20 protein-coding genes and 1 pseudogene are annotated in these 24,168 nt (G+C 65.4%); 12 read left to right on the top strand and 9 right to left on the bottom strand.

The genetic code is table 11. The features are described from left to right. Positions 1-37: 37 nt before the first annotated feature. From B9C43_RS47160 to B9C43_RS47145, 4 genes are all read right to left on the bottom strand, one after another. Entirely contained in the window at positions 38-1,336 is a 1,299-nt protein-coding gene (locus B9C43_RS47160) for an alpha/beta hydrolase (RefSeq protein WP_084433821.1), read from the bottom strand. A 154-nt stretch (positions 1,337-1,490) separates the two neighbouring features. Further along, entirely contained in the window at positions 1,491-2,552 is a 1,062-nt protein-coding gene (locus tag B9C43_RS47155; protein ID WP_084433820.1) for a sporulation protein, read from the bottom strand. Positions 2,553-2,948: 396 nt separating this feature from the next. Continuing rightward, positions 2,949-3,218: a GlsB/YeaQ/YmgE family stress response membrane protein gene (locus B9C43_RS47150; RefSeq protein ID WP_037275775.1), complete on the bottom strand. Its 270-nt coding sequence runs from the start codon at positions 3,216-3,218 to the stop codon at positions 2,949-2,951. Between the two features lie 238 nt (positions 3,219-3,456). Continuing rightward, positions 3,457-4,095, bottom strand: coding sequence for a hypothetical protein (locus B9C43_RS47145; RefSeq protein WP_084433819.1), 639 nt, complete (start codon positions 4,093-4,095; stop codon positions 3,457-3,459). Positions 4,096-4,844: 749 nt separating this feature from the next. Here B9C43_RS47145 and B9C43_RS47140 point away from each other — a divergent pair. Both B9C43_RS47140 and B9C43_RS56230 read left to right on the top strand, forming a co-directional pair. Next, positions 4,845-5,243, top strand: a complete 399-nt coding sequence (locus B9C43_RS47140; protein WP_084433818.1) for a hypothetical protein — start codon at positions 4,845-4,847, stop codon at positions 5,241-5,243. Positions 5,244-6,627: 1,384 nt separating this feature from the next. Continuing rightward, positions 6,628-7,782, top strand: a complete 1,155-nt coding sequence (locus B9C43_RS56230) for a hypothetical protein (RefSeq protein WP_143447090.1) — start codon at positions 6,628-6,630, stop codon at positions 7,780-7,782. 415 nt (positions 7,783-8,197) lie between these two features. On the opposite strand, the gene B9C43_RS59075 is transcribed toward B9C43_RS56230, so the two are convergent. Then, complete coding sequence (locus B9C43_RS59075) at positions 8,198-8,881, bottom strand: integrase core domain-containing protein (protein WP_235039255.1); 684 nt, start codon at positions 8,879-8,881, stop codon at positions 8,198-8,200. Between B9C43_RS59075 and B9C43_RS47125 the strand changes: the two genes are divergently transcribed. Beyond that, positions 8,781-9,452, top strand: coding sequence for a DODA-type extradiol aromatic ring-opening family dioxygenase (locus tag B9C43_RS47125; RefSeq protein WP_327225006.1), 672 nt, complete (start codon positions 8,781-8,783; stop codon positions 9,450-9,452). The two genes, B9C43_RS59075 and B9C43_RS47125, sit on opposite strands and share 101 nt — an antisense overlap. A gap of 57 nt (positions 9,453-9,509) precedes the next feature. On the opposite strand, the gene B9C43_RS47120 is transcribed toward B9C43_RS47125, so the two are convergent. Further along, complete coding sequence (locus B9C43_RS47120) at positions 9,510-10,085, bottom strand: hypothetical protein (RefSeq protein ID WP_084433816.1); 576 nt, start codon at positions 10,083-10,085, stop codon at positions 9,510-9,512. A 180-nt stretch (positions 10,086-10,265) separates the two neighbouring features. Between B9C43_RS47120 and B9C43_RS47115 the strand changes: the two genes are divergently transcribed. Beyond that, the gene (locus tag B9C43_RS47115) at positions 10,266-11,480 is read left to right on the top strand and encodes a lipase family protein (RefSeq protein ID WP_084433815.1); all 1,215 of its coding nucleotides are present in this window, start codon (positions 10,266-10,268) and stop codon (positions 11,478-11,480) included. Positions 11,481-11,771: 291 nt separating this feature from the next. Here the strand turns inward: B9C43_RS47115 and B9C43_RS47110 are convergent, their stop codons facing one another. Next, positions 11,772-13,505 carry a helix-turn-helix domain-containing protein gene (locus B9C43_RS47110; protein ID WP_084433814.1) on the bottom strand — a complete coding sequence of 578 codons (1,734 nt, stop codon included), beginning with the start codon at positions 13,503-13,505 and terminating at the stop codon, positions 11,772-11,774. A gap of 532 nt (positions 13,506-14,037) precedes the next feature. Further along, the gene (locus tag B9C43_RS47105; RefSeq protein WP_200826021.1) at positions 14,038-15,036 is read right to left on the bottom strand and encodes an ADP-ribosylglycohydrolase family protein; all 999 of its coding nucleotides are present in this window, start codon (positions 15,034-15,036) and stop codon (positions 14,038-14,040) included. 409 nt (positions 15,037-15,445) lie between these two features. Between B9C43_RS47105 and B9C43_RS47100 the strand changes: the two genes are divergently transcribed. The 3 genes from B9C43_RS47100 (at position 15,446) to B9C43_RS47090 (ending at position 17,885) form a co-directional block, all read left to right on the top strand. Beyond that, entirely contained in the window at positions 15,446-16,069 is a 624-nt protein-coding gene (locus B9C43_RS47100) for a hypothetical protein (protein ID WP_084433812.1), read from the top strand. A gap of 437 nt (positions 16,070-16,506) precedes the next feature. Next, positions 16,507-16,968 (top strand): hypothetical protein, encoded by a 462-nt coding sequence (locus tag B9C43_RS47095; RefSeq protein ID WP_084433811.1) that lies wholly within the window; start codon positions 16,507-16,509, stop codon positions 16,966-16,968. Next, positions 16,965-17,885 carry a DUF1996 domain-containing protein gene (locus B9C43_RS47090; RefSeq protein WP_160097230.1) on the top strand — a complete coding sequence of 307 codons (921 nt, stop codon included), beginning with the start codon at positions 16,965-16,967 and terminating at the stop codon, positions 17,883-17,885. The genes B9C43_RS47095 and B9C43_RS47090 overlap by 4 nt, the downstream gene beginning before the upstream one ends. A gap of 350 nt (positions 17,886-18,235) precedes the next feature. On the opposite strand, the pseudogene B9C43_RS47085 reads toward B9C43_RS47090, so the two are convergent. Next, a pseudogene (locus B9C43_RS47085) lies at positions 18,236-19,647 on the bottom strand (aromatic amino acid ammonia-lyase). Positions 19,648-19,753: 106 nt separating this feature from the next. Between B9C43_RS47085 and B9C43_RS59070 the strand changes: the two are divergent. Genes B9C43_RS59070 through B9C43_RS59060 form a run of 5 tightly spaced genes read left to right on the top strand, consistent with a single transcriptional unit; the run spans position 19,754 to position 23,867 of the window. Beyond that, a complete protein-coding gene (locus B9C43_RS59070) occupies positions 19,754-20,542 on the top strand; it encodes an FAD-dependent oxidoreductase (RefSeq protein ID WP_235039253.1) in 789 nt (262 codons plus the stop codon). Continuing rightward, positions 20,506-21,153 (top strand): NAD(P)-binding domain-containing protein, encoded by a 648-nt coding sequence (locus B9C43_RS59065; RefSeq protein WP_235039252.1) that lies wholly within the window; start codon positions 20,506-20,508, stop codon positions 21,151-21,153. Before B9C43_RS59070 ends, B9C43_RS59065 begins: the two co-directional genes overlap by 37 nt. After that, entirely contained in the window at positions 21,146-22,654 is a 1,509-nt protein-coding gene (locus tag B9C43_RS47075; RefSeq protein WP_200826020.1) for a class I adenylate-forming enzyme family protein, read from the top strand. The genes B9C43_RS59065 and B9C43_RS47075 overlap by 8 nt, the downstream gene beginning before the upstream one ends. A gap of 50 nt (positions 22,655-22,704) precedes the next feature. Then, on the top strand, positions 22,705-22,917 hold the full coding sequence (locus tag B9C43_RS47070; protein WP_084433808.1) for a hypothetical protein: 213 nt from the start codon (positions 22,705-22,707) through the stop codon (positions 22,915-22,917). After that, positions 22,881-23,867 (top strand): hypothetical protein, encoded by a 987-nt coding sequence (locus B9C43_RS59060; protein ID WP_235039251.1) that lies wholly within the window; start codon positions 22,881-22,883, stop codon positions 23,865-23,867. Before B9C43_RS47070 ends, B9C43_RS59060 begins: the two co-directional genes overlap by 37 nt. Positions 23,868-24,168 lie beyond the last annotated feature (301 nt).

Genomic DNA, 24,168 nt, shown 5'->3' with positions numbered 1-24,168 from the left:
ACCGCAGTCATCTGCACAGCGGGCATCTGCTCAGGGGTCATCTGCTCAGGCCCGTTCGTGCGGCGAGCCAAGGCAAGGAGTCGTAGAGGCCCGGTCGCCACACGTTCCAGTCGTGCCCGCCCGGCAGTTCCTTCCACAGCACGTCCATACCGGCCTTGCGACAGGCCTCGAACACCTCGGCGTCCTCCTGGCGGTAGAGCACGTCGTCACGTCCCGCGACGATCACACCCGCTGTCTGCGGGAACCGTTCGCGGGCAAGGACGTCCATCGGATTGACGCGCACGAACGCCGCCTCGTCACCACCGAACGCGGCCTTGACCGTCTCGGCACGGGAACCGAGCGAAGGCTCGCGCTGTCCGGCGATGTCGATGAAGTTCCCGTACACGTCCGGCGCGCGCACCGCGAGCTGTACAGCGCACGTGCCTCCCTGGGAGAAACCCGCGATGGTCCAAGCCTCGCGGCGCTCGTCGACCGTCAGCCGCTGCTTGATCCACTCGGGCACCTCGCGGGCCAGATACGTCTCCGACCGCCCCAGCTTCGAGTCCAGGCACAGCGGGTTCGCCATCGTTGCGCCGAGCTGGTCGGCCACAACCACAATCGGTGCCAGCCCGTCATGCTCGCGCGCGAACGCGTCCAGGCGCTCGGTGAGCCGGCCCGCGTCGAACCAGTCGCGCGGCGAACCGGGCTGGCCCGGCAGCAACACCACGACCGGCAACCGCGGGCGAGGCGTCGCCGCATATGCGGGCGGCAGGTAGATCCACGCCGGACGTGCCTTGAACGCACCGGGAATCGGCGCCTCCGACACCGTTCCCCGCTTGGGCAGGTCCGCGGGCTTCTGCCAGACGTCGGCGAGCTTGCCGCCCGCAGGCACCTCGACCACGCTCGACGCCGGCTTCGCGGCCACGTCGAGGTCGACCCGGTTGTTCGTGAACAGCTCGAGCACCGCGCGCGGCGTGGGGTAGAAACCGAAGTACGCGTTCGCCGCCGTCACCGCACTTGCCGTCACGACCAGCACCAGCACCACGCTCAGCACCCGCGAATACCACCGCCCTGCTCGCAGTCGCGCGATCGCCAGGCACACCGCGAGCAGCGCCGCGCCCGCCCACACCGCCAGGATCGTGGGAAGCGGCTCCGGCCACGGCTTCCACACGTGGTCGACCACGAGCTTCAGCCCGGCTGTCACAGCGGCGCACGCCAGCACCACGGCCGGGACGATCCGGGTCCACCACGTCCGGTTCTTCCGGATTGCCAGAGCGACCAGCGCGAGCACACCGGCGACGGTTGCGATGACGGGGGTCGGCCCATTGATCAGCGACAAGTTCAATGGGCTGAACATCCGTTCCTCGCCAAGTCCTCGGTATCGCTCTGGGGGAGCAAGTCCTCAGTGGACATCACCCCACGGTTGGAAGTGGTCTGCTGCCACAGCGGAAAGGTGCGTGACAGGAGTCCCGGGACGACGCCTGTCACGCAGGTTTCGTTGTGAGGCCGGGTCATCCCTCGTCGTCGCCGAAGAACTCCTCGGCCATACTGCCGAGAGCCATGCCGCCGAGCACGCCGCCGGCGGCACCGGCCGCACCGGCGGCGAGCATGCCGCCCATGCCCGGCCTGCGCCGTTGACCTTGCTGGTTGTGGTCGTCGTGGTCGTAGCCGCGGCCACCGTAGCCCGGCTGTCCGCCGAAGCCCGGCTGTCCGCCGAAGGCGGGGTTGCGGCCGGTCTGGCCGCCGAACGCCGGGTTGTGAGCCCCGCTGAACGCGGGGTTCGTCTGGCCGCGCTGGGCGACCTCTGTGAGCCAGTCGCTGATGGCTGCGGCCCAGTTGGTGGCCTGCGCCTCCTGGTGGGACAGCCGGAGATGGCCGGAGGTGTCGCCACCCGACGAGAACCCGCCGCGGCGCCTGTCGGCATCGAGGATCACTTGCAACTCGTGGGCGTTGGCCACGAAGGTCAGCTCGACCTGGTTCACCATGCCCGCGAACTGGGCCGGCGGGAAGAACTCGAGCTCCTGGTAGAAGCCGAACTCGTGCGGCACACCGGGCAGGCTCCCGGCCTCGACGCCGGCGCTGCGGAACGAGAACCCCAGCTGCCCGAACGCGTCCAGCACCTTGTCCTGCGAGGGCAGCGGACCGACCAGGACCGGGTCGAGGTCGCCCTTGTCGGGTGCGCCCGCGACGAGCAGTTCGGTGCGCACACCCACGCCCAACCCCGGCAGGGCCGCACCGCCGACCGCGGTGATCGGCGTCTCCCACGGCACCGGCAGCTGGAACGGGATCGAGACCAGCTGACCCGCCGGCACCCGCAGCCCCTGCTGCACGACCATCCGGAAGAACTCCGTGTCGCCACCGTGGTGCTCGTCATCGCCGCCGAAGCCGCCTCGCTCGGCCTCGACCTGGGTGACGAGGGACAGCACGATCTGGCTGATCTCGGCGTCCGAGCTGCCGCCCTGGATGCGGACCTGCCCGGTGATCGGCTGGCCGGGCACGGCGTGCGGCGAGTCCAGCACGGTGTCGACGGACGGGCCGCCGATGCCGAAGGCGCTCAGCATTCGACTGAACATCAGAAGGTCTCCTCTTTGGACGGTTGAATCAAGTCTGGTGCGGCGTTGTGCACATCCCGGCGAACCGCGGGCGTCCGATCCGTGTGCTCAACGAGTGCCGTGTTCCAGCATTGTGGATTCTTCGCGTTGATCTCAGCTGCCGGGCGTCCGGAACAACCGGCCACCCGGCTGGACTCACCCCCGCCAATCGGCCGAGCCCCGTGCCCGATCCGTCTTCTGTGGTGTCCACTGTGGCGGCTGTGCCGATCGGCACCAGAAGACCGGCGCACAGTGCGGTGACAAGCAAGCAGTCCTATGCCAGCATCAGGTCAACACGGACGCAGGACACTTCTGCAGGTTGCGCGGTAGGCGTCGTCGAGGGGCGGGGCGACGCCCACCGCGCGGGCTCGGGTGCGGTCAGAGGTGCCTGCGGACGTACATCCGGGCCGCCAGGCTGACTCCACCGGCGGCGAGGGCGATCTGGATGATCAGCTCGATCCAGTCGATGCCGCGGGTGTCGCCCACGCCGAGTGCGTTGGCGGCGAATGTGCCGATCAGTGCGGCGACGATGCCGATCAGGATGGTCAGCCAGATCGGAATGCGTTGCTTGCCTGGCACGATCAGCCTGCCCAGTGCGCCGATGATCAAACCGATGACGAGCGCGCTGAAGATGCCGGAAATGGCCATGTTGTCTCCTGGGACGTCAGTTGGGCCGGATGGTCGTGGTCGAGTGCGTCAGTGGCTCAACTCACTTCCGCGCAGACCGAATCGTTCGCGACATCCGAGGAACTTCCCGCGCAGCAACGGACATCATTGCCCGAGAAGGCAAACCTCGTTTCGCTGCAGTGTCTTCCCGGAACTCCATGACACAAGTGTTGTGGATGCCGGCCTGGTGTCCCAGCTGCCGGGTGTCTGGAACGACCCGCTACCTGGCCGGAACCGACCCCGCCGGTTGACCGGGTTGCACAAAGGACTCCTGCGCGAAGCTTTTCGAGTTGCTCGGACGAAGCAACACCGGGCGACGAAACCAGTGCTCTTCCACCGGAAGGACGCTCACGCTCCGAGCAGCAGTCCCGCCGCGACGGTCAGCTGGCTCACCGAGTCCACCGTTCAGCACGCGAGGGGTGAACCTCTCGCCGCCCTGTTCTCGATTGACGACGAGATAGTCCTGGCCACATTCGCGGCAGAATGCCAGCGGGAAATGTGACTGACCTGCCGGGCCTACTGGGGCACTTCGTTGGTACTGAGTAGTGATGTAGCGGATGCCAGGCCGGTCGAGGGTGACGTAGGCCGTGTCGCCTTTGCCGATGAACTGGTGCAGCTTGAACGGAAACAGGGACCGGACTTCGGCGTCACGTGCTCGTGAGCCGGACAGCAGGGTGTCTCGCAGCGCGGTGGTGCAATCGGCGACATCGGCTCCGGTGAGCGCGGCCAGTTGCGCCGACGCGTCCTGAAGCCGAGCAGGGGATTGGCGGACGAGATTGCCTTCCTCGTCCTCGCGGAGCCCGAAAGTCTGCTCGACCCAGATCGACAGGTCATCGCGTTGCAGCACCTCGCGATCCACAGGTGGTGCTTGTCCAATCCGGGACGCAAGGCGATGGACGTCCACATCGCCAACCGTGGCTCGCCGCAGCGACTCACCCACGACGTTGGCAGCGGGAATCGAAGTACCGAACAGTCGGCTGGCCGACCTTGGCCACCTCGGCCCGTTGCTCGGAGCGGTACCAGGGCCGGCTAGTGTGGCACTCGGCCAACACACTGAAGCTGTTGTGCGCCAACGACTCCGCGTAGACGTCTAATCAGCATGGCGATGTCTGCACCCCTGCCAGATGCGGTAGGTATGCAGCTCAGCGTTGCTAGGTTTGTGCGGACTGGAGCAGGAGTGAAACTGGAGCGGTGAACGAACTCGATCCGCTATCATCTGCACTGAACTGTCCTTAACGGACTTATCGCGAGCGGGGGAATCCCTGAATCCGCAGGTCGTAGTCCTTTATGGACGACCCTGGGGGTGAAGGGGTCGCAGGTTCAAATCTTGTCGTCCCGACGGTCGCAAGAAAGCCCTCTGATCTGGATGAATCACCAGGTCAGAGGGTTTCTTTCGTTCAGCGAGTCGATCATGGCCAAGATCGTTTGAGTTGATCTCTGGGGACCATGTGGGGACCAGATCGACACCGTGTCGAATGTGAGCGCTTCGCGCACTACTTGACCGGTGGTTTAGCGGTGTTCGGGGGCCTGCGGTGCTGACAGTCGCGTCGAATTGCGCCGGTGCGCGTGTCGGGCACTTGCGGCGAGCCCGTCGATTAGCCTCTACGCGTGGCAGATGACGAGCGGCTGGGGGAGCCTGCGGAGGACGACGAGGACATCGAGCTGACACTGGAGCAGCAGGAAGCACTCCGGAAGACGATGGACCGAGTCCAGCGCTCGTTGGTGCCGAAGAGTGGCTTCAAGCTGCCGCCCACGGCGCAGTTGATCCCTGGCTCGGTGTTGAAGAACATCACGGCGCTGTCGGCGTACGCCGAGACGCAGCAGGCGCTCGTCAGCAATGCCATCAAGCCGTTCCTGGACTCGCAGGCGGCGTGGAAGAAGACGTTCTCCGTGATCGTCACTGTGACATCACGGAACAACAAAGTTGTTATACAGGCGGGAAACCGGCGGATTACGTTGTCCAACTTGGACAATGTATTGTTCTCGGCGGCTGTCGGATATGTGTGATTACGGTGGAATTTTCGTATCTGAGTGTTCGGTGCACGTCCGGCGCCACGCATAGCGCCAAGGAACACAACAGTTCGCGATCATGAGCCAGCTGCGCGGCTGGTGACCGTCAGTTACTCCGGACGAGTGGACCAGCACCAACTGTCAGTTTCGCCTGCCGCCTTCGACAATTATGTGCGGGGTGAGTCTTGACGCTGAGACGTGGTTGTACCGGGACATGCGCACGATCCTAGATCGGCTGGTCCGCCGCCCGGAGTTTGCTGAGGAAATCAGTCGCCTCAAGCTTAGGCCTCGGAAGGTTGTGGCGGAGGTTGCGGAAGATCCGGCAGTGCTTGCCGGTGCCCGGCACGCGTACGAGTCGCTGGCGAGCGAACGGCAGGCGTTGGATGCGCACGGTCGTCGTGAACCTATTGGGTGGCCGCTGAACTGGCAACCGGACGCGTTCGAGCGTCGGATGCTCTTGGCCATTCCTTGCGTTCTTGTGGTCTGGGTCGCTGCGGTTGTGCTGTTCGGGTCCTGGCTGCCGGGCGTGGTCGAGTTAAGCCTGTTGATCGCAGTTGTGTTGATCGTCGGAGTGCTTGCCCGGTTGGGGCTCCCGGATACCGTGTGGTCTTGGTTGCGGTGGAAGCGAGACCACACGATGCTTGCTATGGGGCTGCCTGTCAGCCGGTGGGATCGGCGCCAGGTTTTGCGGGACGAAGTGCTCGTCCCAGAGTTGCGCGAATGGCTCAACCGTCAGACACAGCCGTCGTTCGAACTGACACTCGAACTCCGCGATGCCACGGGGTTGACCATGCCACCAAGGCAAGGCGCGCTTGTTCAGACGGACGCGGTCGAAGCGTGCCGGCGAGAGGTGAACAGGGACTACCCCGGAGCAGTGGGCCTCGCTGGAACGCGCGGAGCCGGTAAGACCACCATCGCGGAACGGGCTGCCCGGGATGAGTTTACGGATTCAGGGCGGCTACCGGTGTTAGGAGTACTGACGAGCGCGCCGGTCCGCTATGACGCTCGCGATTTTATCCTGCACCTGCATACCTGCGTGTGTCGCGCTGTGCTGGATTTCCTCGCCGAGTCTGGCGAGGAGTCTGAGACACGTCAGCAGTGGAGCCGTCTACTTCGGAGACACCGGATCCGGGCCATGATCGGCGCTCTGTTGCGGATCGTGCTGTCGATTGGCACCAAGCTGGGGCTGGCTTTGGGGGCCGCGACCCTGGCATGGGGATGGCCGCCAAACCCTGCGCTGCTCGGCGGGTTCGTCAGGAATCTAGCATCAGACCCAGAAGAGTTCTTCAGGACCATCTCCTGGAGCGACGTATGGGTCGTCCTGGGACTCCTCCCGGTATTTGTCGCAGCACTGGACTTCGTTATCGTACTGCTGTGGGCAGTGACCAAGGGTATATCCCGCGCTGTCCGGCGACTGCATGGCTGGCTGTCCAACGACCGCATCAGCTCGCAGTTGGAGGCCTTACGGGCGTTGGCTCACCAGCAGTTACGCAGTATCCGGTTTCTGCAGACTCACACCAGTGGCTGGTCGGGCAAAGTCAGCGTGCCCAGCGGTACCGACATGAGCATGACTCGTTCGTTAGCCAAAGCCGAGCAGCCGTGGACGCATCCCGAGGTTGTGGGCCGGTTGCGTGACTTCTTCGAACTCAGCATCGACGTGCTCGCCAACCAAATAAGCGGGATTGTGGTAACCATCGACGACGTGGACAAGATCGCTGATCCCGACGAGGCGCACCAGTTCCTCAATGAGATCAAGGGTGTGTTCGGCGTGCCACATTGCTTGTTCCTTGTATCGGTCTCCGACGACGCCCTCACCTCGTTCGAACGCCGCGGCATTCCGGCGCGTGACGCCTTCGACAGCGCCTTCACATCTATGATCAACGTTCGGCCGTTCACCCTGGAGCAGTCACGCACCTGGCTGGCGCACCGCGCGCTGGGTATCCCGGAACCGTTCGTGTGGCTGTGCCACTGCATGTCCGGTGGTTTGCCCAGGGATCTCGGCCGGGTCGCGCTCACGCTGTACGACCTACAGCGCGATCACAGTCAGCTCAGCTCTGTCACCCACGCGATGCTCGCGCAGGACTTGGACATCAAGACCCGGGCGTTCGCACAGACGGCCAAGCCGTTGCCCCGGACAGGCGACGACGACCCGCACACTCTGATCAAGCATTTGTCCAACGTGCCCCTCAATTACCACCTCGATCTGGCTTCACTGGCGCAACGAATCTGGCCGGACACCGACAGTCCACTGGACACCGAACTGGCCCGGCTTCGCGCCGAGGTCGCGTGTTACCTGGTGTTCTGCCAGACCATCGCGGAGATCTTCCACGACCAGCTGGACCCGGTCGGCAAGGTGGATGCGGTCACCGCGCTCGCGAAAGTTCGCCAGCACATGGCCCTGGACACTCCCTTAGCCTGGAACGTGCTGATGGACTTCCGAGCCGCATTGAACCTGGCGGACCAGCCGGGCGTCTGCATGGCGTGTGATTTGACGAAGAGGGCTTCGGGCCAGCTGTGGAATTCGAGCACAGATTAAGCTGTAGGCATCAAGAGCCAGCGGAGTTTCGGACCAAGCGATACGCCGAAGTCACGTTCGCAGGCTGACGCACTTCGGACACCATGGGTGCCTGAGGTGGTCGAAGGAGTCTAAGGGGTGCTCTATGTACCCTATGTGCGCTGAACTCCGTTGTGGGGTTGGGATTGACCCGATTCGACAGACAAGGTCGATATGTGGTCAGGCTACCGCTAGCTCGGTAGCGCCAGCCTGGGCCGTTTCGTAGGCGGTAGGGCTGAGGTAGCCGAGGCTGGAATACCGACGGCGGGTGTTGTACCAGCCTTAACATCCTTCCCAGAGGCTCGCACCTCTGATCCCAGATGATCCTGCCCTTGTTTCGCGGAGTCGGGTTACTGGAGTTCAGGCTTGCGCTTGCCGAAAATGTCATCCGTGCTGGTCACGCGGCATGGTGGTGCTCGTTGAGGATGCCGCCCAGCCGTGGATGTCGACGGATGTTGAGGTGGGTGATCTGGTCCTGGTTGGTGATCGGTGATGGCAGTGGTCGTAGCGGTCGGGCGTTGGCGATGCCTTGGTGGGGTCGGTGGGAGTTGTAGAAACGCTCGTATTCGCGGAGCGTGTGGAGTAAGTGCCGTTGGTTCCAGATCAAGGTGCGGTCAAGGAGTTCGTGGCGGCAGCTCTGTATCCAGCGTTCGATGATCGAGTTCGTCCTGGGCATCTGGATACCGCTCAGAATGAACTGGATGCCGGCGTCGGCGAGGATGACGTCGAACAGTGCAGGGAATTTGCCGTCCCTATCGCGGATCAGGAATCGTGCTCGGTAGCCGGCGTCCTCAAGGTCCATGATGAGGTTGCGGGCGGCTTGGGTGACCCAGTCCGCGGTCGGATGTGGTGTGGCGCCGAGGCTCCGGATCCTGCGGTGGGCGTGTTCGATCACGGCCAGCACGTAGAGGCGTGTGACGGTTTCGAGGGAGTCGCGTGCCAGCAGGACCTCTGCTTGGGAGCGGAGGAACTGGGCCCAGGTGCTGGTGGCGAGTTCACTGGCGTGGACGACGTATTCCGGATTGGTCGACGCGGACTTCGACGTGTCCCTGTCGTACTCATTGACCGTGGACCATGGCATCGTCCAGAGCTACGAGATGATCACTGGCGGCACCGCGCTGCCGATGGTGCCCCTCGTCGTCAACACCGCGGCACCTCCATTGCCGTCCCTGGGGCGCTGCGTTGCACTGGGACGCGCCCTCGGCGCGGCACTGCGTAGTTCGGAATTCCCAGGCCGGATCCTGATAGCGGCCAGCGGCGGACTCTCGCACTGGTTGCCGTCCAACGACCCCCGCGATCCGGCGGTCGTCGGCGAACGGCGTGAGTCACTCATCCATGGCCGCGCCGACGCCCAGGCCTTCGCCGCCGCCCGAGAACCCAGAGTCCGCGCCATGGGAGGCAACCCGCTCGCCCGAGTGAACGCCGAATGGGACACCTGGTTCCTCAACCAGTTGATCGCCGACGACGCCCCAGCTGTCGCCGCACTCGGCCACGAGGGGCTCGAGAAGCATGCCGGCAGCGGTGGCCACGAGGTGCGGTGCTGGCTCATCGGTAAGGTCGCCGCAGGACTTCCGCTGGTATGGACGAGTTACGAACCCGTGCCCGAATGGATCACCGGCATGGGAATCGGCACCACCTTCCCGGTCGGCTGACTGTTCGGAGCAGAGCCGTTCCTGCGATCTGGTGCACCGCAACCCAGCGTGGCCTTTTTAGCGACATGGCCCGCGGCACGGACGCGTTGAGGCCCGGCTTGATCCTGACCTTCCTGTGCCCGTCTGTGCCAGGGCATTGGCGAGTGCGTTGTCCGCGCGGTTGATGTCCCCGGCGACGTTGAGTGTGTCCACTCCGGCGCGCGCCAGCATTTCGGCGCCGAGGGCGTTGCTGATTCCCAGTACCGCGGATGCTTTGAGCATCAGGTCCGCTGGCAGTTCGCCGGAGCGTCGGCCGCGTTCGATCAGCGTGATCAGGCCCTCGTCGCCGGCCAGGACGCTGCGGATGCCGAGATCGCAGGCTCGCAGCACGTCGTCGTAGGCTGCGGAGAGGGTCGCGACCAGCAGATGCCGCCACCCGAACACCTTGCCGTCGGGAACGAGCGCGCAGGCGGCTTCACCGCTCCACGGTGCGCGTCGCCCGACGAACAGGCAGACCTCGATTCCTTGTCGGGCACCGAGTTCGGCGTAGGCGCGGATCTCGTCGTCGCGCAACAGCGTGATGCCGCTGCCTTGCGAGACACGGTGCAGTGGCACGCCCTCGCGGCGGGCCGCGTCGATACCGCTGAACCTCACCTGTCGGATCATGACAAAGCATCGGCCATAGTGCTCACGAAAATGCGAATTCACCCGTTCTGACAAATTTGCTGGCACTCTTTGTCACAACCGCTCGAATTATCGGTAAAGTAATTGAGAAATCGTCGTCCTGCGTTAACTTCAGATCGTCATTACTGCCGAGTAATAGGAAGGTCGACGATGACCGTTCTGGCACCGCTGAAACGTCTCGCCTGCCTCGCCGTGACATGTCTGGCCAGCCTTACCGCCCTGGTCACCCCGGCCGCCGGGCAAGTGGGGGCCGCCGAGCCCCTGCCTGGTCCGTTCGACGACTCGTTCTACGTTCCGCCCACGCCGCTGCCCGCCGGACAGCCCGGTGACATCGTTCGGTGGCGGCCGTCGTTCGCCCTGCTCAACTCCGCCAACGCCAATGTGTGGGAGGTCATGTACCTCTCCACGAACGCCCTCGGTCAACGCAACGCGGTGACCGGCACGGTCCTGGTGCCCAAGAACGGCGACCCGGCGAAGGCGCCGATCGTGGGGTTCGCGGTCGGCACGCAGGGGCCGGCGTTCAAATGCACGCCGTCCAAGGCAATCGAACGCGGCACGCTGTACGACCAGCCTGCGGTGGGCGATTTGATCAGCAGCGGCTACGCCGTCGCCATCACCGACTACGAGGGCTACTCCGCTGCCACCACGCCGACGTACATCACCGGCCAGTCGGAAGGCCCGGCCGTCATCGACTCCGTTCGTGCCGCTCAACGGCTGTCCAGCACAAAACTGTCAGCCGGCGCGAAGGTGGTTTTCCAGGGATATTCCCAGGGCGGCGGCGCGGCGCTGTGGGCCGCCGAGAAACAGCCGGCGTACGCGCCGGAACTCAACCTGGTCGGTGTCGTCGGCGGTGGTGTTCCCGGCGACCTGAATGAAGTCGCGAAAGGACTCGACGGCAATATCGGGTTCGGTTTCCTGGCGTTCGCGGCCATCGGCCTCGACGCCGCGTACCCCGATCTGAAACTCGACTCCTACCTCAACAACACGGGTCGTACCGAGCTGACGAAAGCCAAGCAAGAGGCGTGTGTGGTCGAGCTGCTGACCAACTACGCGTTCAAGAAGATCACCGACTACACCACCACGAACCCGTTGCCGACGCCCACCTGGCAGGCCAGGCTGGCGCAGAACAAACTGGGCAACGGCACTATCCGCGTGCCGGTCTTCCAGTACCACGCGGCGCTCGACGAGATCGTCAACCTGCCGCAGGCCGACGCACTGCACAAGACGTACTGCGGCAAAGGCGTGCAAGTGACCTGGAAGACGTACATCGCCGACCACCTGCTCGGCATCTTCGCCGGAAACGCCGACGCCAAGGCGTTCATCGCCGACCGGTTCGCCGGACGTGCCGCCACATCCAACTGTTGATCACGAGCTGGGGGCGCACACCGCGCCCCCAGCCCCAACGCTTGAGGCCGAGAGAGGCGATGAGATCGTGCTTACCGGGCCTGGCCCCGTTCGGTGTTCCACTCGTGGTAGGCGTTGGGGAACGGGTTGCCGTCCTGGGTTCTGGTCTTGGGATCCAGTGCGATCTGGCCGGAGTCGGTGAAGCGATCGCCGTTCTGCAGGATCCCGTTCGCCTAGCGCCTTCGGCTTCAGGGACACTTACCTACCTGAGGAGGCCGCGGTCAGGAAGTAGGCCATGCTGCTCGGCGGTGCTCAGCGATGAGAGTCCATCGGCCGCTCGTAGGCAGGTTTGACCACCACTCGCGTGTTCGGAGTCAGCCTGACCGACTGCCGCGCCACCTCCGACTCCCAGGCCGGAGGCCAGTGGGTGGTGCTGGACCACAGAATGCCGTCCAGTGGAAGACCGTCGAGGTCGGCGTCGGCGAGGTCGGCCTCCGTCATGTCGGTTATCGCTTCGTGCAACCGGGCTACGGCTCGGCTGAGGCGCCGCACGAACTCGTCGCTGCGCACCGAGCTGAGCAGTCTGGCCAGATCTCGGTCCAACGCCTGGGCAAGTGTGTCGATCGTTGACCTGTCAGTTGTTTCCGGTGTGTGCGAATATGCGGACCTACGCGCCTCGAACTGGTCGATCGCCAGCAGTTCGTCGCGATCCCTTGCCTCGTTCAACACATATACGAACATATGCAGCCGGTCAGTCCAGCCGACCAGCGTTCTCTGCAGCTCATCAAGACTCATGGCCAGTTCGTGTGCCATGTTCTTCATTTCTTCGAGCATGACATGCGCGGAGTGTCTTTCCTCCAGGGGCCCGTCATTCTGCGCAGCGGACGCCAATCTCGCTACGGACCGCAGGATTCCCAGCTCTGTGCGAGGAAACCAGACCCGGGTGCTCAGCCGCTCGCCGGGCGACTTCCGAACGAACTCGTCGGCGAACACGTCGAGCTCGGACTCCGGGTTCATCCGCGCGGCGACCCAGGACTCGATCATCGTCGTCAAGTCCGCGATATCGGTACGACACGCGAACAGCTCCTCGTCGAGCCACTTCCCGAACGCCTCGATGGGTGCGTTGAACGACACGTCGAGCGACGTATGCGTGTCGGCGTCGAGCACGGCCTCTATCTGAGCGGGAGACTGTGGCTGGTTTCCAGTGACCTCGGTGACGAACTCGTCGGCATAGGAGCGATACTCAGGCTCAGCCGTGTTGTCGGCCACTCGTTCCACCACGCCAGGGCGGAACACTGAACCTGGCACGGAAAGCACCTGCTGAAGCTGGTCGGCCCAGTTCTGTGCCGCAACCAACTCCCGCGTCAGAGCGACCCGGTTCTCCTCGGTCTGCCACACCATCTCGTTCGTCGTTCCCAGTCGTTCCTGCAGCATGCTCAGCGAGCTACGCAGAATCTCAACGCGCCTTTTCGCGGCGACATCACGCAATCGGCGCCTGCGTCTGTCGGGCGTGAATGCCGGAACCCCCTGTTCCGCCAGATCCTGCCGATACCGGCTGTACCGGCCCATCGAATCGCTGATCTGTCGCAGCAGTTCGGTCTGGACTTGGAGCAGTGTCCGGACAGACCGCTCCTGCTCGGCGTTTTTCTCGTCCAACTGCTCGAGCTGCCGAATCATGGTTCGTGCCGCGGACACCAGCGACTCGTCCGCCGAGTCCCGGTTGACCACCGGCCGCGACTCGGCAGAACTCGCCGCTTCCCAGAGCCTGCGGGCCTCGTCGATGGCAGCCTGCTGACGCGATGCGTCCCCTGCCGTGCACGCACGGACCAAAGCGGCCACGAATTCCCAGTCCGGGTGTGCCAGGCCGTTGAGCCGGCGAGAGATCGTCTGTGCACCGACAACGAGAGTGTCCGCGAGCTTGTCCAACGTCAGGTCGCCGCGGTCGATCAAGTCACGGAGATACTGCGCCAGTTGCCGGGTTTGCGAGAGGCCGCCCTTGAAGTCGCTCCACTTGCCCGCACGCTTCCGGTGTTGTACGCCAGGCATCTGGCCGCCCTCCTGCGGTGTCACACGCTTATGTCCCAACCTGATCGCCCCCTGAACCACACGAGTCCGCCGCGGTCCGCAGAATCGATCATCCGACCCTACCGTCATCCGCGCCGCCGGTCCGATCTGCTCAGCGCGATCGAACCTGTGCCGCTCGAAAGTCGTCGTACCGTCGTTGGGAACGCGGCCCGGCGATTGCGTCGCTGCCGAGCCAACTGACCCGGCGACTACTGTCCGTGCCTGCGGTGCTGCCGCGTCAAGACAGCAGCAAGGTCCATAGCCTCGTCGCACGAACAGTCTGCATTAGACTGGCGAAACCTGAAGGATCATGTTCGCCTGGGCAGACCCAGTCATTCTACAATGGACATATATCGTGTGTGTGCTGTCCGCCGAATACACGCGACCGGCCGGCCTCGGCTGCGGCTGCGCCAGTGGCTACCGGGCCCGAGTCTGCCGCTGGTCGCGCGGGCTATGGGGCAGCAAATTGTCCGCCGGATACCAGTTCGCGAACATGCGTTCAGTACCCGATGCCTTAGTTCCGCGTGTGTGTGCCAGAAGTGAGCGCGGCCAACTGGTCCGTGTATTCGATGCGTGCGACCCAGTCTGTCGGCCAAGCAGCTAGACCGTGTGCGGCGCCTACGAACGCTCCGGCCAGCGCGGCGATCGAATCGGAGTCCCCGCTGGTTCGAGCGGCCCGCACCAAGCATCGCACCGGGGCGTCGGCGTGCCGGATCGCGCAGTACAGACCGGTCGCCAACGCCTCCTCGGCGATCCAGCCCTCGCCGGTGGCAAGGCATGCGTCCAGGCCATTGTCAGGCCGGGCGAGGGCAGCCACCAGCCGCTCGAGGACCGCGACACACTCATCCCAGCCGCGGGCGATGAAGTCAGCGGGTGTGGTCGCTCCCGGCATCTGCCACAGGGATCCCAGCCAGTCCTCCAGGTACACCGAGCGCCGTTCACCGCAGCGGGCCAGGAGCGCGGCGGGCACGTCGGCCAGGTCGAAGCCGTCAACCAGCAGTCGCGTCGCGTAGGCGGTGAGCTCGGCCGCGGCTAGTGCCGTGGGATGACCGTGGGTCATCGCGGCCTGCAGTTGTGACGCCCCGGCAAGTACGTCGAGGTCAAGCCCGGACACCAAACCCACCGGAGTCACCCGCATGTTCGCACCGCATCCCTTGGATCCCGCGATGGTCGCCTCCACCCACGGCGCGCCCTCCGCCAGTCCGCCACATGCGCGTAGACACGTCATCCCAGGCGCACGGTTGTTCTCCGGACTGTGCGCCCAAGCCACGAACTGCTCCCGCAACCGCGGCTCAAGCGTGTCAGCGGTGTACCGGTCGACACCGCGCAGTGCCCACGCGACTGCAAGTGCCATCTGCGTGTCATCGGTGACCAACGCAGGATCACCCACTAGATCATCCGGTCCGGCAGGACCAAACTCCCGATCGATCTCCATGACAGTCAGAAATTCCGTTGGCCGACCGAGTGCGTCCCCGAAAGCCAACCCGTACAACGATCCCGCGATTCGGTCCACAGCCCGAACCCTACTGCCGCTGGCCACGCACAGGGCTGCCCATGATGAGCGTCGAGGTCACCGTTGGTTCCTCAATGCCGCGTGGGGCTCACCCCGACCGCCTGCTTGCTCCGCCTTGTCAGGCGGCGACTGGGGTTGTAGTGGTTGTTCGGGTTCCGTGGGCAGCGATAGCGGAATCCCAACGCTGCCGGTCGTGATGACGGCGTGCAAGTGGCGCAGGATGGCCGCGGCGATCGCGGCCTGGGCCTGAGTGGGAGTGAGCTTGTTGTCCTGCCGGCTGGTCAGGTGCTGGTAGCGAGCCGCGTAAGCGGGGTTCGCGCGGCAGGAGCCGGCCGATGCCGAACCGAACCGAACCGAACGTAAGAATTCCCTAATCCCACGGCAATCGATCGACGACTAGCGTCGACTCGTGTTCCGAACACAGTGGTCGCGCGCGATCCTTATCGCACTGCCGGGCCTGCTCCTGGCCGGCTTTGGGGCCGTCCACCCGGCGCCGCTGGACGCGGCCAACGCCCATTGGTGGACGACGATGCACGTCCTCCTGCTCCCCGTGTTCCCACTTCTGGCAGTCGCGCAGTGGGTTCTCCTGGCCCCGGCGCATCCGGCCGTGCGATGGACAGGACGTGTGGCCGCGTTTGGCTTCGCCGTGTTCTACGACGGCCTCGACGCCGTCGCGGGTATCGCCGCAGGCACTGTGACGATGGAGCAGCATAGCGTCACGCCGATCACCGGCGCTGTGTTCCACATCGGCGACCTGCTGGGCTACATCGGCGCCGGATGCTTCCTGATGGCGAACCTCTGCATCACAGCGACAATCGCGCAACACGTCGGGTGGCGCGCGCTGCCCGGCGGCCTGCTTCTCCTCGCCGCGAGTGTGTCCTTCCTCGACAGCCACATCTTCTGGCCGCGCGGAGTGTTCACCATGGTCGCCGTCGCAGTCGGCATGTTCCTCCTCGCCTTGGCACAAGGTTCACCGCAGACCGAACGAACGGCCCAACAGGCAACCGGAATTCCCAGCACCAGAACGGAATGAACAGGTGCCCGGCCACTGACCGGCCGTCAGTCCACCGTCTCCGCCAGCTCGCCGATGTGGACAAACCCGGGTGGCTGTAATGCAACACAGGGTGGTACGGACAAAGGCCCGCAAGGTCCGCGTGCTTGTGGGTCTCATCGCAGTGGCGACAGCAGGCACGGCAACCGTCGCGATCGCCGCCAACACCGGCAACGACCAGGGCCAACCGGCATCGCTTTCGGAGTTCGTCCGCATCGAGAACGTCCCAGGCAAGTGTGCGAGCACCACAACCCCAAAAGGGCGGCTCCACCGGAACGTTCACAGTGGACTGCGGCACCAACGGAAATCGCAAGTTCAGCCCGGACAACCCGGTCGCCCCAGGCCGTGCACGACTTCGTCGGCAACCTCTCGATCAGCGCCGAATCCACCGACGAAAGCCTGGAGGACTCCGACACCACTTGCAAGAACGGCGACAAGCCGTCCTGCTTCTGGCCGGTGGTCCGCGTCAACAAGCAAGCCAACCGCAGATCGGCGCCAACGCCGACACGCTCAAGGCGGCCGGAACCCCGTCGATCAGCTGCCCCGCAGTCGCCGACCGGCTGCCGGCGGTCCCCGACCAGGCACGCACCGAAGTGGACCAGAATCTGCGACTGCTGGACAAACAGATCGCGGAAGCCAACCAGCGCCTGGCGCGCGAACAGAACCAGCGCGACCCGAACTTCGTCAACAACGCCATTCTCGGTGCCCTGCGTAGCAAGCGAGTCGCCACCCTCGACCGGATGGCGATCGCTATCGGCCGCAACGCACCGCGTCCCGCGAACCTGGTCTCGCTGGCCGACTGCGATCTGAGCTACGGTGCACACACCGGACACGGCTCAACGGCGGAACCGGCGCCGAAGCATCCGAACCGCCCGCGGTGACGCCGACGATCAATTGCCCCGCCGTCCGCGACAAGCTGCCCGGTATCCCAAGCCAAGCGGTGGAAGAGGTCAACCGCGACCTGACCCTGCTGGACAAGCAGATCGCGGAAGCCAACCAGCGACTGGTCGCCACACAGGGCCAAGACGGGCCGAACTTCGTCGACAACGCGATTCTGGGGCCGTTGAAGGACAAGCGAACCGCCACTATCGACCGGATCGCCATCGCGATCGGCCGCAACGGGGCCCGCCCGACTGGGCTGGAACGGCTCGCGTCATGCACACTCAACAACGCCAAGCCCGGCAACGGCCGCAACGGCGGCGGCGCTCCCGCCACGGACGCACCGCTGCCCGGTGCGCAAGGCCCCAACTTCGAGCTCGCCGGGAACGTCGGTGGCATCGTCCAGCCGGCCAGCGTGACGATCGAGTACCGCGGCAACGCGACCAGCAAGGTCGTCGCCATGCCGAAGTTCCTCAAGATGATCACCGGTGACGCCAAGCCCACCAGCCGCGGCCCGGCCAACGCCCGCGCCACCTGGACTTGCAGCGGCTTCACCGATCGCCTCTCGGCCAAGTACGTCATCTGCCCGACTGGCAGCCAGGTGATGCGGGTGCACGACTTCCCCAGCTGCTGGGACGGGCGCAACACCGACAGCGACAACCACCGCGCCCACATCGCCTTCCCCGATTCCAACACCGGCGCCTGCCCCGCCGGCACGAAAGCCGGGCCGCAGCTGCGAATCAGCATCGCCTACGACCTTCCCGCCGACGTCCAGCAGAAAGGCCAGTACCAGCTGGACTCGTTCCCGGAGGAGAACCACAAACCGTTCTCCGACCACAACGACTTCGCCAACGTCAACTCCGACCAGGCGATGGCGAAGATCACCGACTGCGTCAACACCGGCAAACAGTGCACGTGACCCACTACCCGGACGATCACGACAGAACCAGGGGTGCTGCCCGCGGGCTGTGACCGGTTGACATCCCGCGGGAAGCCCCGAATACCGCGATCCGCGCTCCCCGCAGAGCACCTGCCATAGACAGGAAGCGACAAACCATCCGCCGCGTTCTGCCACCAAACAAACCGGATCAAGGAAACAGGGCTCTTGGGATGCCGGCGACCACACCGCCACGACGATCCTTTGAAGACAGTCTCCTACGCCACCGCCCCAGCGGTGATCGCGCGCCAGCGGAATCACCAACGGCGGCCGGCAAAGCGCGGATACCACTTCTCGGCAGGTTTCAGAATTCGGTGAGCAGACGTCGCGGATCAGGAATCGGAAGGCATTGCGGTGACCAGGTCGGCGGCCGTGCGGACGTCCGCGTCGAGCGGGCGGTCGGGGTCGATCGGTGGGATCGACTCGGCCAGCGCGTCGAGCAGCGCCGCACAGCCAGGGGACGTTGGCCGGCGCGCGCCGACGTGCGTTGCCTGCCGCAGTCCCACCGCCAGTGAGCCGCACAGCAGGCGCAGCAGGGCGGCCATGTCGTACGACCGCAACGCGGCCTGTGTGCCGAACGGCACCACGTCCTGGTTGTGCAGGTTCGTCGGCAGGCTCTGCATCGAAGCCGGCGCGGCCGCGCGCCGGATCTCGGCCACGAAAGCGGTGGTGGCGAGCTGCACGCCCTGCATCCCGTGTTGTTGACTGGGTCCCGCGGCGAGCATCGGCGGCAGGCCACCGTTGCGTGCCGGGTCGACCAGCAGGTCGAGTTGCCGCTCGGCCAGGTTGCCGAGCAGACCGGTCACCATCGCCAGCATGTCGGCGACGAACGCGGCCGGCTGGCCGAAGAAGTTGCCGCCGTGCACGACCGAACCGTTGTGCGGGAAGAACAAGGGGTTGTCGCTGATACTGCGCAGGTTCGACTCGACCACGCCGTCCACGTACCGCAGCGCGTCCTCTGCAGCGCCGAGCAACTGTGGAGAGCAGCGGATGCTGTATGTCTCCTGCAATGCACGTGTGCCACTCGGCACGGTCCCGGCGAGCGTTTTCCGCATACCGTCCGCGACACCCACGGCACCGGGATGCCCGTACGCGCTGAGCAAGTTCGGGTCCAGGAAGCCGGAGTCACAGCCGAGCAAGTCGACCAGCAGGCACGTGAGCCGTTGGAGTGCTTGGTGGGACGCCCGGACGCTGTCCAAGGCCAAGGCAGTCGCCGCGGTGGTGAGGGAGGTGCCGTTCACGAACGCGAGGGCGTCGCGGCCGTCGAGTGTCAGCGGGGTCAGCCTGGCGGCTTCAAGCGCCTCGGAGGCTGGCATTCGAGAACCGTCGAGGTACGCATGTCCCCGGCCACGCAGCGCCTGGATGGCGTAAGCGAGGGGAATGAGATCGCCACTCGCCCCGACCGAACCGTAGCGGGGGATCGCGGGCACGAACGTCGTCGCGAGCATCGCGGCCAACCCGTCGACCACAGGCGCCGAGACCCCTGATGCTCCTTGCGCGAGCGACCAAGTCCGCACCAGCAGCGCGGCCCGGCTCACCTCGGGGGCGAGGTCCGGCCCTGCCCGGCGCCCAGGTGCGCGAGCGTGTTGTCACACTGGTCCGCCTCATCGGTACGGCCTGCGAACCTGACCAATGCGCCGAAGCCAGTCGTTGCACCGTAGACCGGACGGTCCTGCTCCGCGAGCACCGTGCGGAGGAACTCGCGACCGCGTTCGACCCGGCCGCGGACAGCGGCGTCGACCACGACGGACACCGGCGTGGCGGCGCGGTGCAGGTCAGATGAGCGCAGCGGGGCGCTGAGATCGATCGAATCAATGGGCACATCCCGAGCGTAGCGGCGAAATCGCTGTGTGTTCCACGCGTCGCTGAACCTGTCGAGGCCCGGCCGCGTAGTGCTGGTCGATCAGTCGTCGATCGCCGATGGAGGCAGGTATGGTCGCGAGAACGGAGTACTTGATCATCGGCGCGGTCCGGCCGGGTTGCAGCTTGCCGCTCTGCTGGAGCGCGGCGGTCAGGACTACGCCGTCCTCGAACGTGGCAGCGGACCGGGCACCTTTTTCACCCGCTTTCCCCGGCACCGCCAGCTGATCTCCATCAACAAGGTGCACACCGGCTACGACGATCCGGAACTGCGGATGCGGATGGACTGGAACTCGTTGCTGAGCGACGATCCGGACCTGCTGTTCACCCGCTACAGCGAACGGTATTTCCCGCAGGCCGACGATCTCGTGCGGTACCTGGCCGACTTCGCCGCGGCAACCGGCGTCCGAGTGAACTACAACACCGACGTCGCCCGGATCAGCAAGAACGGCGACGGTTTCGTCGCATTAGACCATAATGGACAGTCGTGGCGGTGCCAGCGGCTGATCGTCGCCACGGGCGTCTCGCAGCTGTACGTCGCGCCGATACCTGGCATCGAACACGCCGAGCGCTACGACACATTCGACACCGACCCGAAGTCCTTCACCGGCCAACGAGTCCTGATCATCGGCAAGGGCAACTCAGCGTTCGAGACCGCCGACGCGCTCGTGGAGAAGGCTGCGGTCATCCACGTAGCCGGGCCGCACTCCATCCGGATGGCCTGGCAGTCACACTTCGTCGGGTGGAGAAGCTGCGGGAGCTGCACTACGACCGGGTGATCGCGTGCACCGGTTTCCGGTTCGACGCTTCGGTGTTCGACGACGGCTGCCGGCCGGCACTGGTCATCAAGGACCGCTTTCCAGAGCAGAACGTGCCCGGCCTGTACTTCGCCGGCACACTCACCCAGCAACGCGACTTCAAGAAGTCGACGAGCGGGTTCATCCACGGCTTTCGGTACGGAGTCCGTGCGCTGTACCGGATCCTGACCACGCGCTATCACGGCGAAAGCTGGCCAGCCGCGACAGTGGAGCCGACGCAGGACGCCATCAGCGACGCGATCATCGCCAGGGTGAACGTCTCGTCCGCGCTGTGGCAGCAGTTCAGCGTGCTTGGCGACGTGGTCACCGTCGACGGCGATACGGCGCTGTACCAGGACGAAGTCCCGATCGCGTACGTCGCGGACGGTGGCTTCGGACCGGCGCGGCACCGTTTCGTCGTCAACTTGGAGTACGGCGCGGGCCACGACAGCGTGGACCCGTTCGACATCTCCGTCTCGCGGCCCGCGGAGAACGATGCCGCGAACGCCCATGATTCCGCCTACCTGCATCCGGTCGTCCGGTACTACCGTGACGGCCAACTGGCCGTCTTCGTCAAGGAGTGCCTTGCCTGATCCATATCCCCAGCCCGTGCTGGACCTCCTCGCCGCGGCGGGACAGCGACCGGTGTTCGAGCACGGCGCCCGTCTCGTCAGCGGCTCGGAAATGCTCGGCCTTGTCCGGCGGCTCGCGGCCGGGCTGCGTGCCGCGGGCATCGGACCCGGGCTCGGCGTCGCGACGATGTTGGGTGTCAACCCGGAGGCGTTCGCCGTGATCGTCGCCGGTCATGTCGTCGGTGCCCGGGTCGTGGGTGTGCGGCCCGGGCTGTCGGACCGACAATTGCGGCATGTGCTGAGCCAGGACGTCACCGCAGTGGTGACGGACGGCGTGATGAACACAGACACCACCGGGCCGCGGACGCTCACCGTGACCGACCTGCTGACCGCGTCGGCTGATCCACTGGAACTGCTGGCGCGTCCGGACGATGTCGCCCGGCTCATCTACACGAGCGGCAGTACCGGCAACCCGAAGGCGTGCGCGCAGACGTACGCCGCCATGAACGCGGCGTGGGCGGCCCGGCCTCAGGCGTGGCCGCCGGCCATCCGGGAGCTGGCGACCCGGCTGTCGCGCTATCTGGTGTTCGGGTCGTTGAGCAGCCAGGTGATGATGGAGTATGGCGTGCTCACACTCGCCGCAGGCGGCACGATGGTCGTCGCCGACCCGCCGACGTTCCCCGACGCCATCACCCGGCTGCGCGCGTCCGCCAGCGTGATCACCGTGCCTCGTCTGCGTAAACTCGTTGCAGCGCAACAAAAGTCACCGTCGGACCTGAGCAGTCTCCGGGCGCTCATGGTGTCCGGCTCGCCGCTGGAAGCGGCTCGGCTGCGTGAGGCACTCGACGTGCTCGGCCCGGTCGTGTTCCACGGGTACGGGCAGACCGAGACCGGCATGATCTCCATGACTACCCCGTTCGACGTGCCGGGCTCGGTCGGCTTCCCGCCCGATGTGATCGACGTCGAAATCCGGGACGACAACGGTGAACCGGTGCCGCCCGGTGCCGACGGTGAGCTGTACGTCCGCACACCCTCTCAGGCGGCCGGGTACTGGGCCGACCCGGCTGAGACCGCGGAGGTGTTCGTCGACGGCTGGGTGCGCACAAGGGACCTCGGCCACTTCGACGCGGACGGGCGGCTGTACCTGGTCGGCCGGGCGCGGGACGTCATCATCGTCAATGCGAACCTGTACTACGCAGGGCCGATCGAGCGGGTCCTGGCCACCCACTCCGATGTCGCCGAGGCATATGTGGTCGGCACCCCGGATGAGGACACCGGCGAGGCGGTGCACGCGTTCGTGGTGCCCGCAACCGCCCCGCCTCTCGATCAGACCGCGCTCCGAAAGCTGGTCGCCGACCAACTCGGCGAGGCGTGCGTGCCGACGACCATCACCGTCATCGACGAGCCGCCACTGGCACCGAGCGGCAAACCGGACAAGCGCCGGTTGTTGACCGAGACCGGCCGGCACACCGAACCTCGCCGGTCGGGCGCGGCTCCCGGTCCGACAGGTACCAGTCCATGAGCGACTGCTCGACGTGCCAGCCAAAGAGGTAACCGAACGAGCTCGAATCGGTGCCCGGCGCCGTACTGAACGAGGCGCTCGGAGGTCCGTTCGGGGGCAGCCCGCCGCGCGTGCTGTTCGGTCTGTTCACCATGCCCATCCCAGCGTTGGAGTTGGACGGCGTCGCGCCTGCGCTGGCGGTCGACGTGAAGCTGCCGGTGGCGACAGTCGAGCAGAGCTGGGGATCGTGCCCGCCGAAGACGGCGGCCTACGGCTGCGGGTGAAGTACTGGACCGAGCTTTTCGACGCCGACACAGTCAGGTCCTGGATGCGTCACTACCTCGACTTGCTGGGCCTTGTCCTGGCCGACCACCGACTGAGCACATGCCGTGGCCCGATGAATGTGGCGAGTTTCAGCCACGCGCCGATTCACCTCAGTGGCCCGGCCCTCGCACGGCTGATTCCTCCCGGCAAGGACCGTGGCTGGAAAACCCCTGTCGCAAACCGAATCCAGAGCCACCCACTCGAGCACATCCGCCGGATTCGTGACCGGCATGCCGCCACACCTGCCAGGGAACGGCACGGATACGTTCAACTCGTATCCATGTTGATCCCAAGGAGTTCCATGCGACACAAGGGCATTGTTTCGACGGCGCATCCCCGGTGGCTGGAATCGACCTGCCTGGCTGTCCTGGTGCCTGCGATGGCGTTCGGCTTGGCCGCGTGCAGCTCCAGCGTCGCGGGGACGAGCACCGCCGCACCCACCGGCGGCACCAGTCCAGCCGCGACTCCGCCGAGTGCCACGAGCAAATCCAGCAGCACCAACGCTCCGGCGGACAGCCCGGCTGCCGCGGTCGAATCCTGGGTCACCCAGATTCTGCAGAAGCGTTACACGGAGGCATGCCTGGCGAGTGCGCCCGCGATGGCTCCGGGTCAGGACGCCCAGACTGTGTGCGACGGTCCCGAAGCGAAGAAGACATTGGAGTCGCTGCACGAAGCCTGGGCCAAGCCCGGCGTCAAGCTGCCGCCGCAGGCGAAGGTCAAGGCGACCGGCGTGGCACCCCAAGGCGATACCGCCACGGTGACGGACACCGCTATCAGCGTTGACGGCCGCACGTTGCACGAGCTCGCGCTCATCGGCGCGACCGGCAACGTCGAATCGTTCAGCGTCAGCCTGGAACTGAAGAAGCACAACGGGACCTGGCACGTCGGCGACCTGCACATCAAGTTCTGACCTGCGCTTGCCGAAAACCTGTACCGCTCGAAAAGGCGCGCCGACCGGTACGGGCGCTTGACGTGCGGCGATGACTTTCGAGCGGTATAGGAGCGGGAGTCAATGGGGAGGATTGAATGTGCCGCAGGTGCGCTGAACTGTGCTGAAGTGCTTGGAATGGAACTGGTTTGACGCCGGGGTTCTCTGTTCCGGCTGGTGAGGGTCCTTTATGGACTACGCTGGGGGTCAAGGGGTCGCAGGTTCAAATCCTGTCGTCCCGCCGGTCGACACACCTGCAAACCGGATTCAGACCCACCATTGG

Source organism: Kibdelosporangium aridum, assembly GCF_900176515.1.
GTDB classification, from domain to species: domain Bacteria; phylum Actinomycetota; class Actinomycetes; order Mycobacteriales; family Pseudonocardiaceae; genus Kibdelosporangium; species Kibdelosporangium aridum.
The sequence above is the reverse complement of the archived record's forward strand: the minus strand, read 5'-3'. Positions and strand labels throughout refer to the sequence as shown.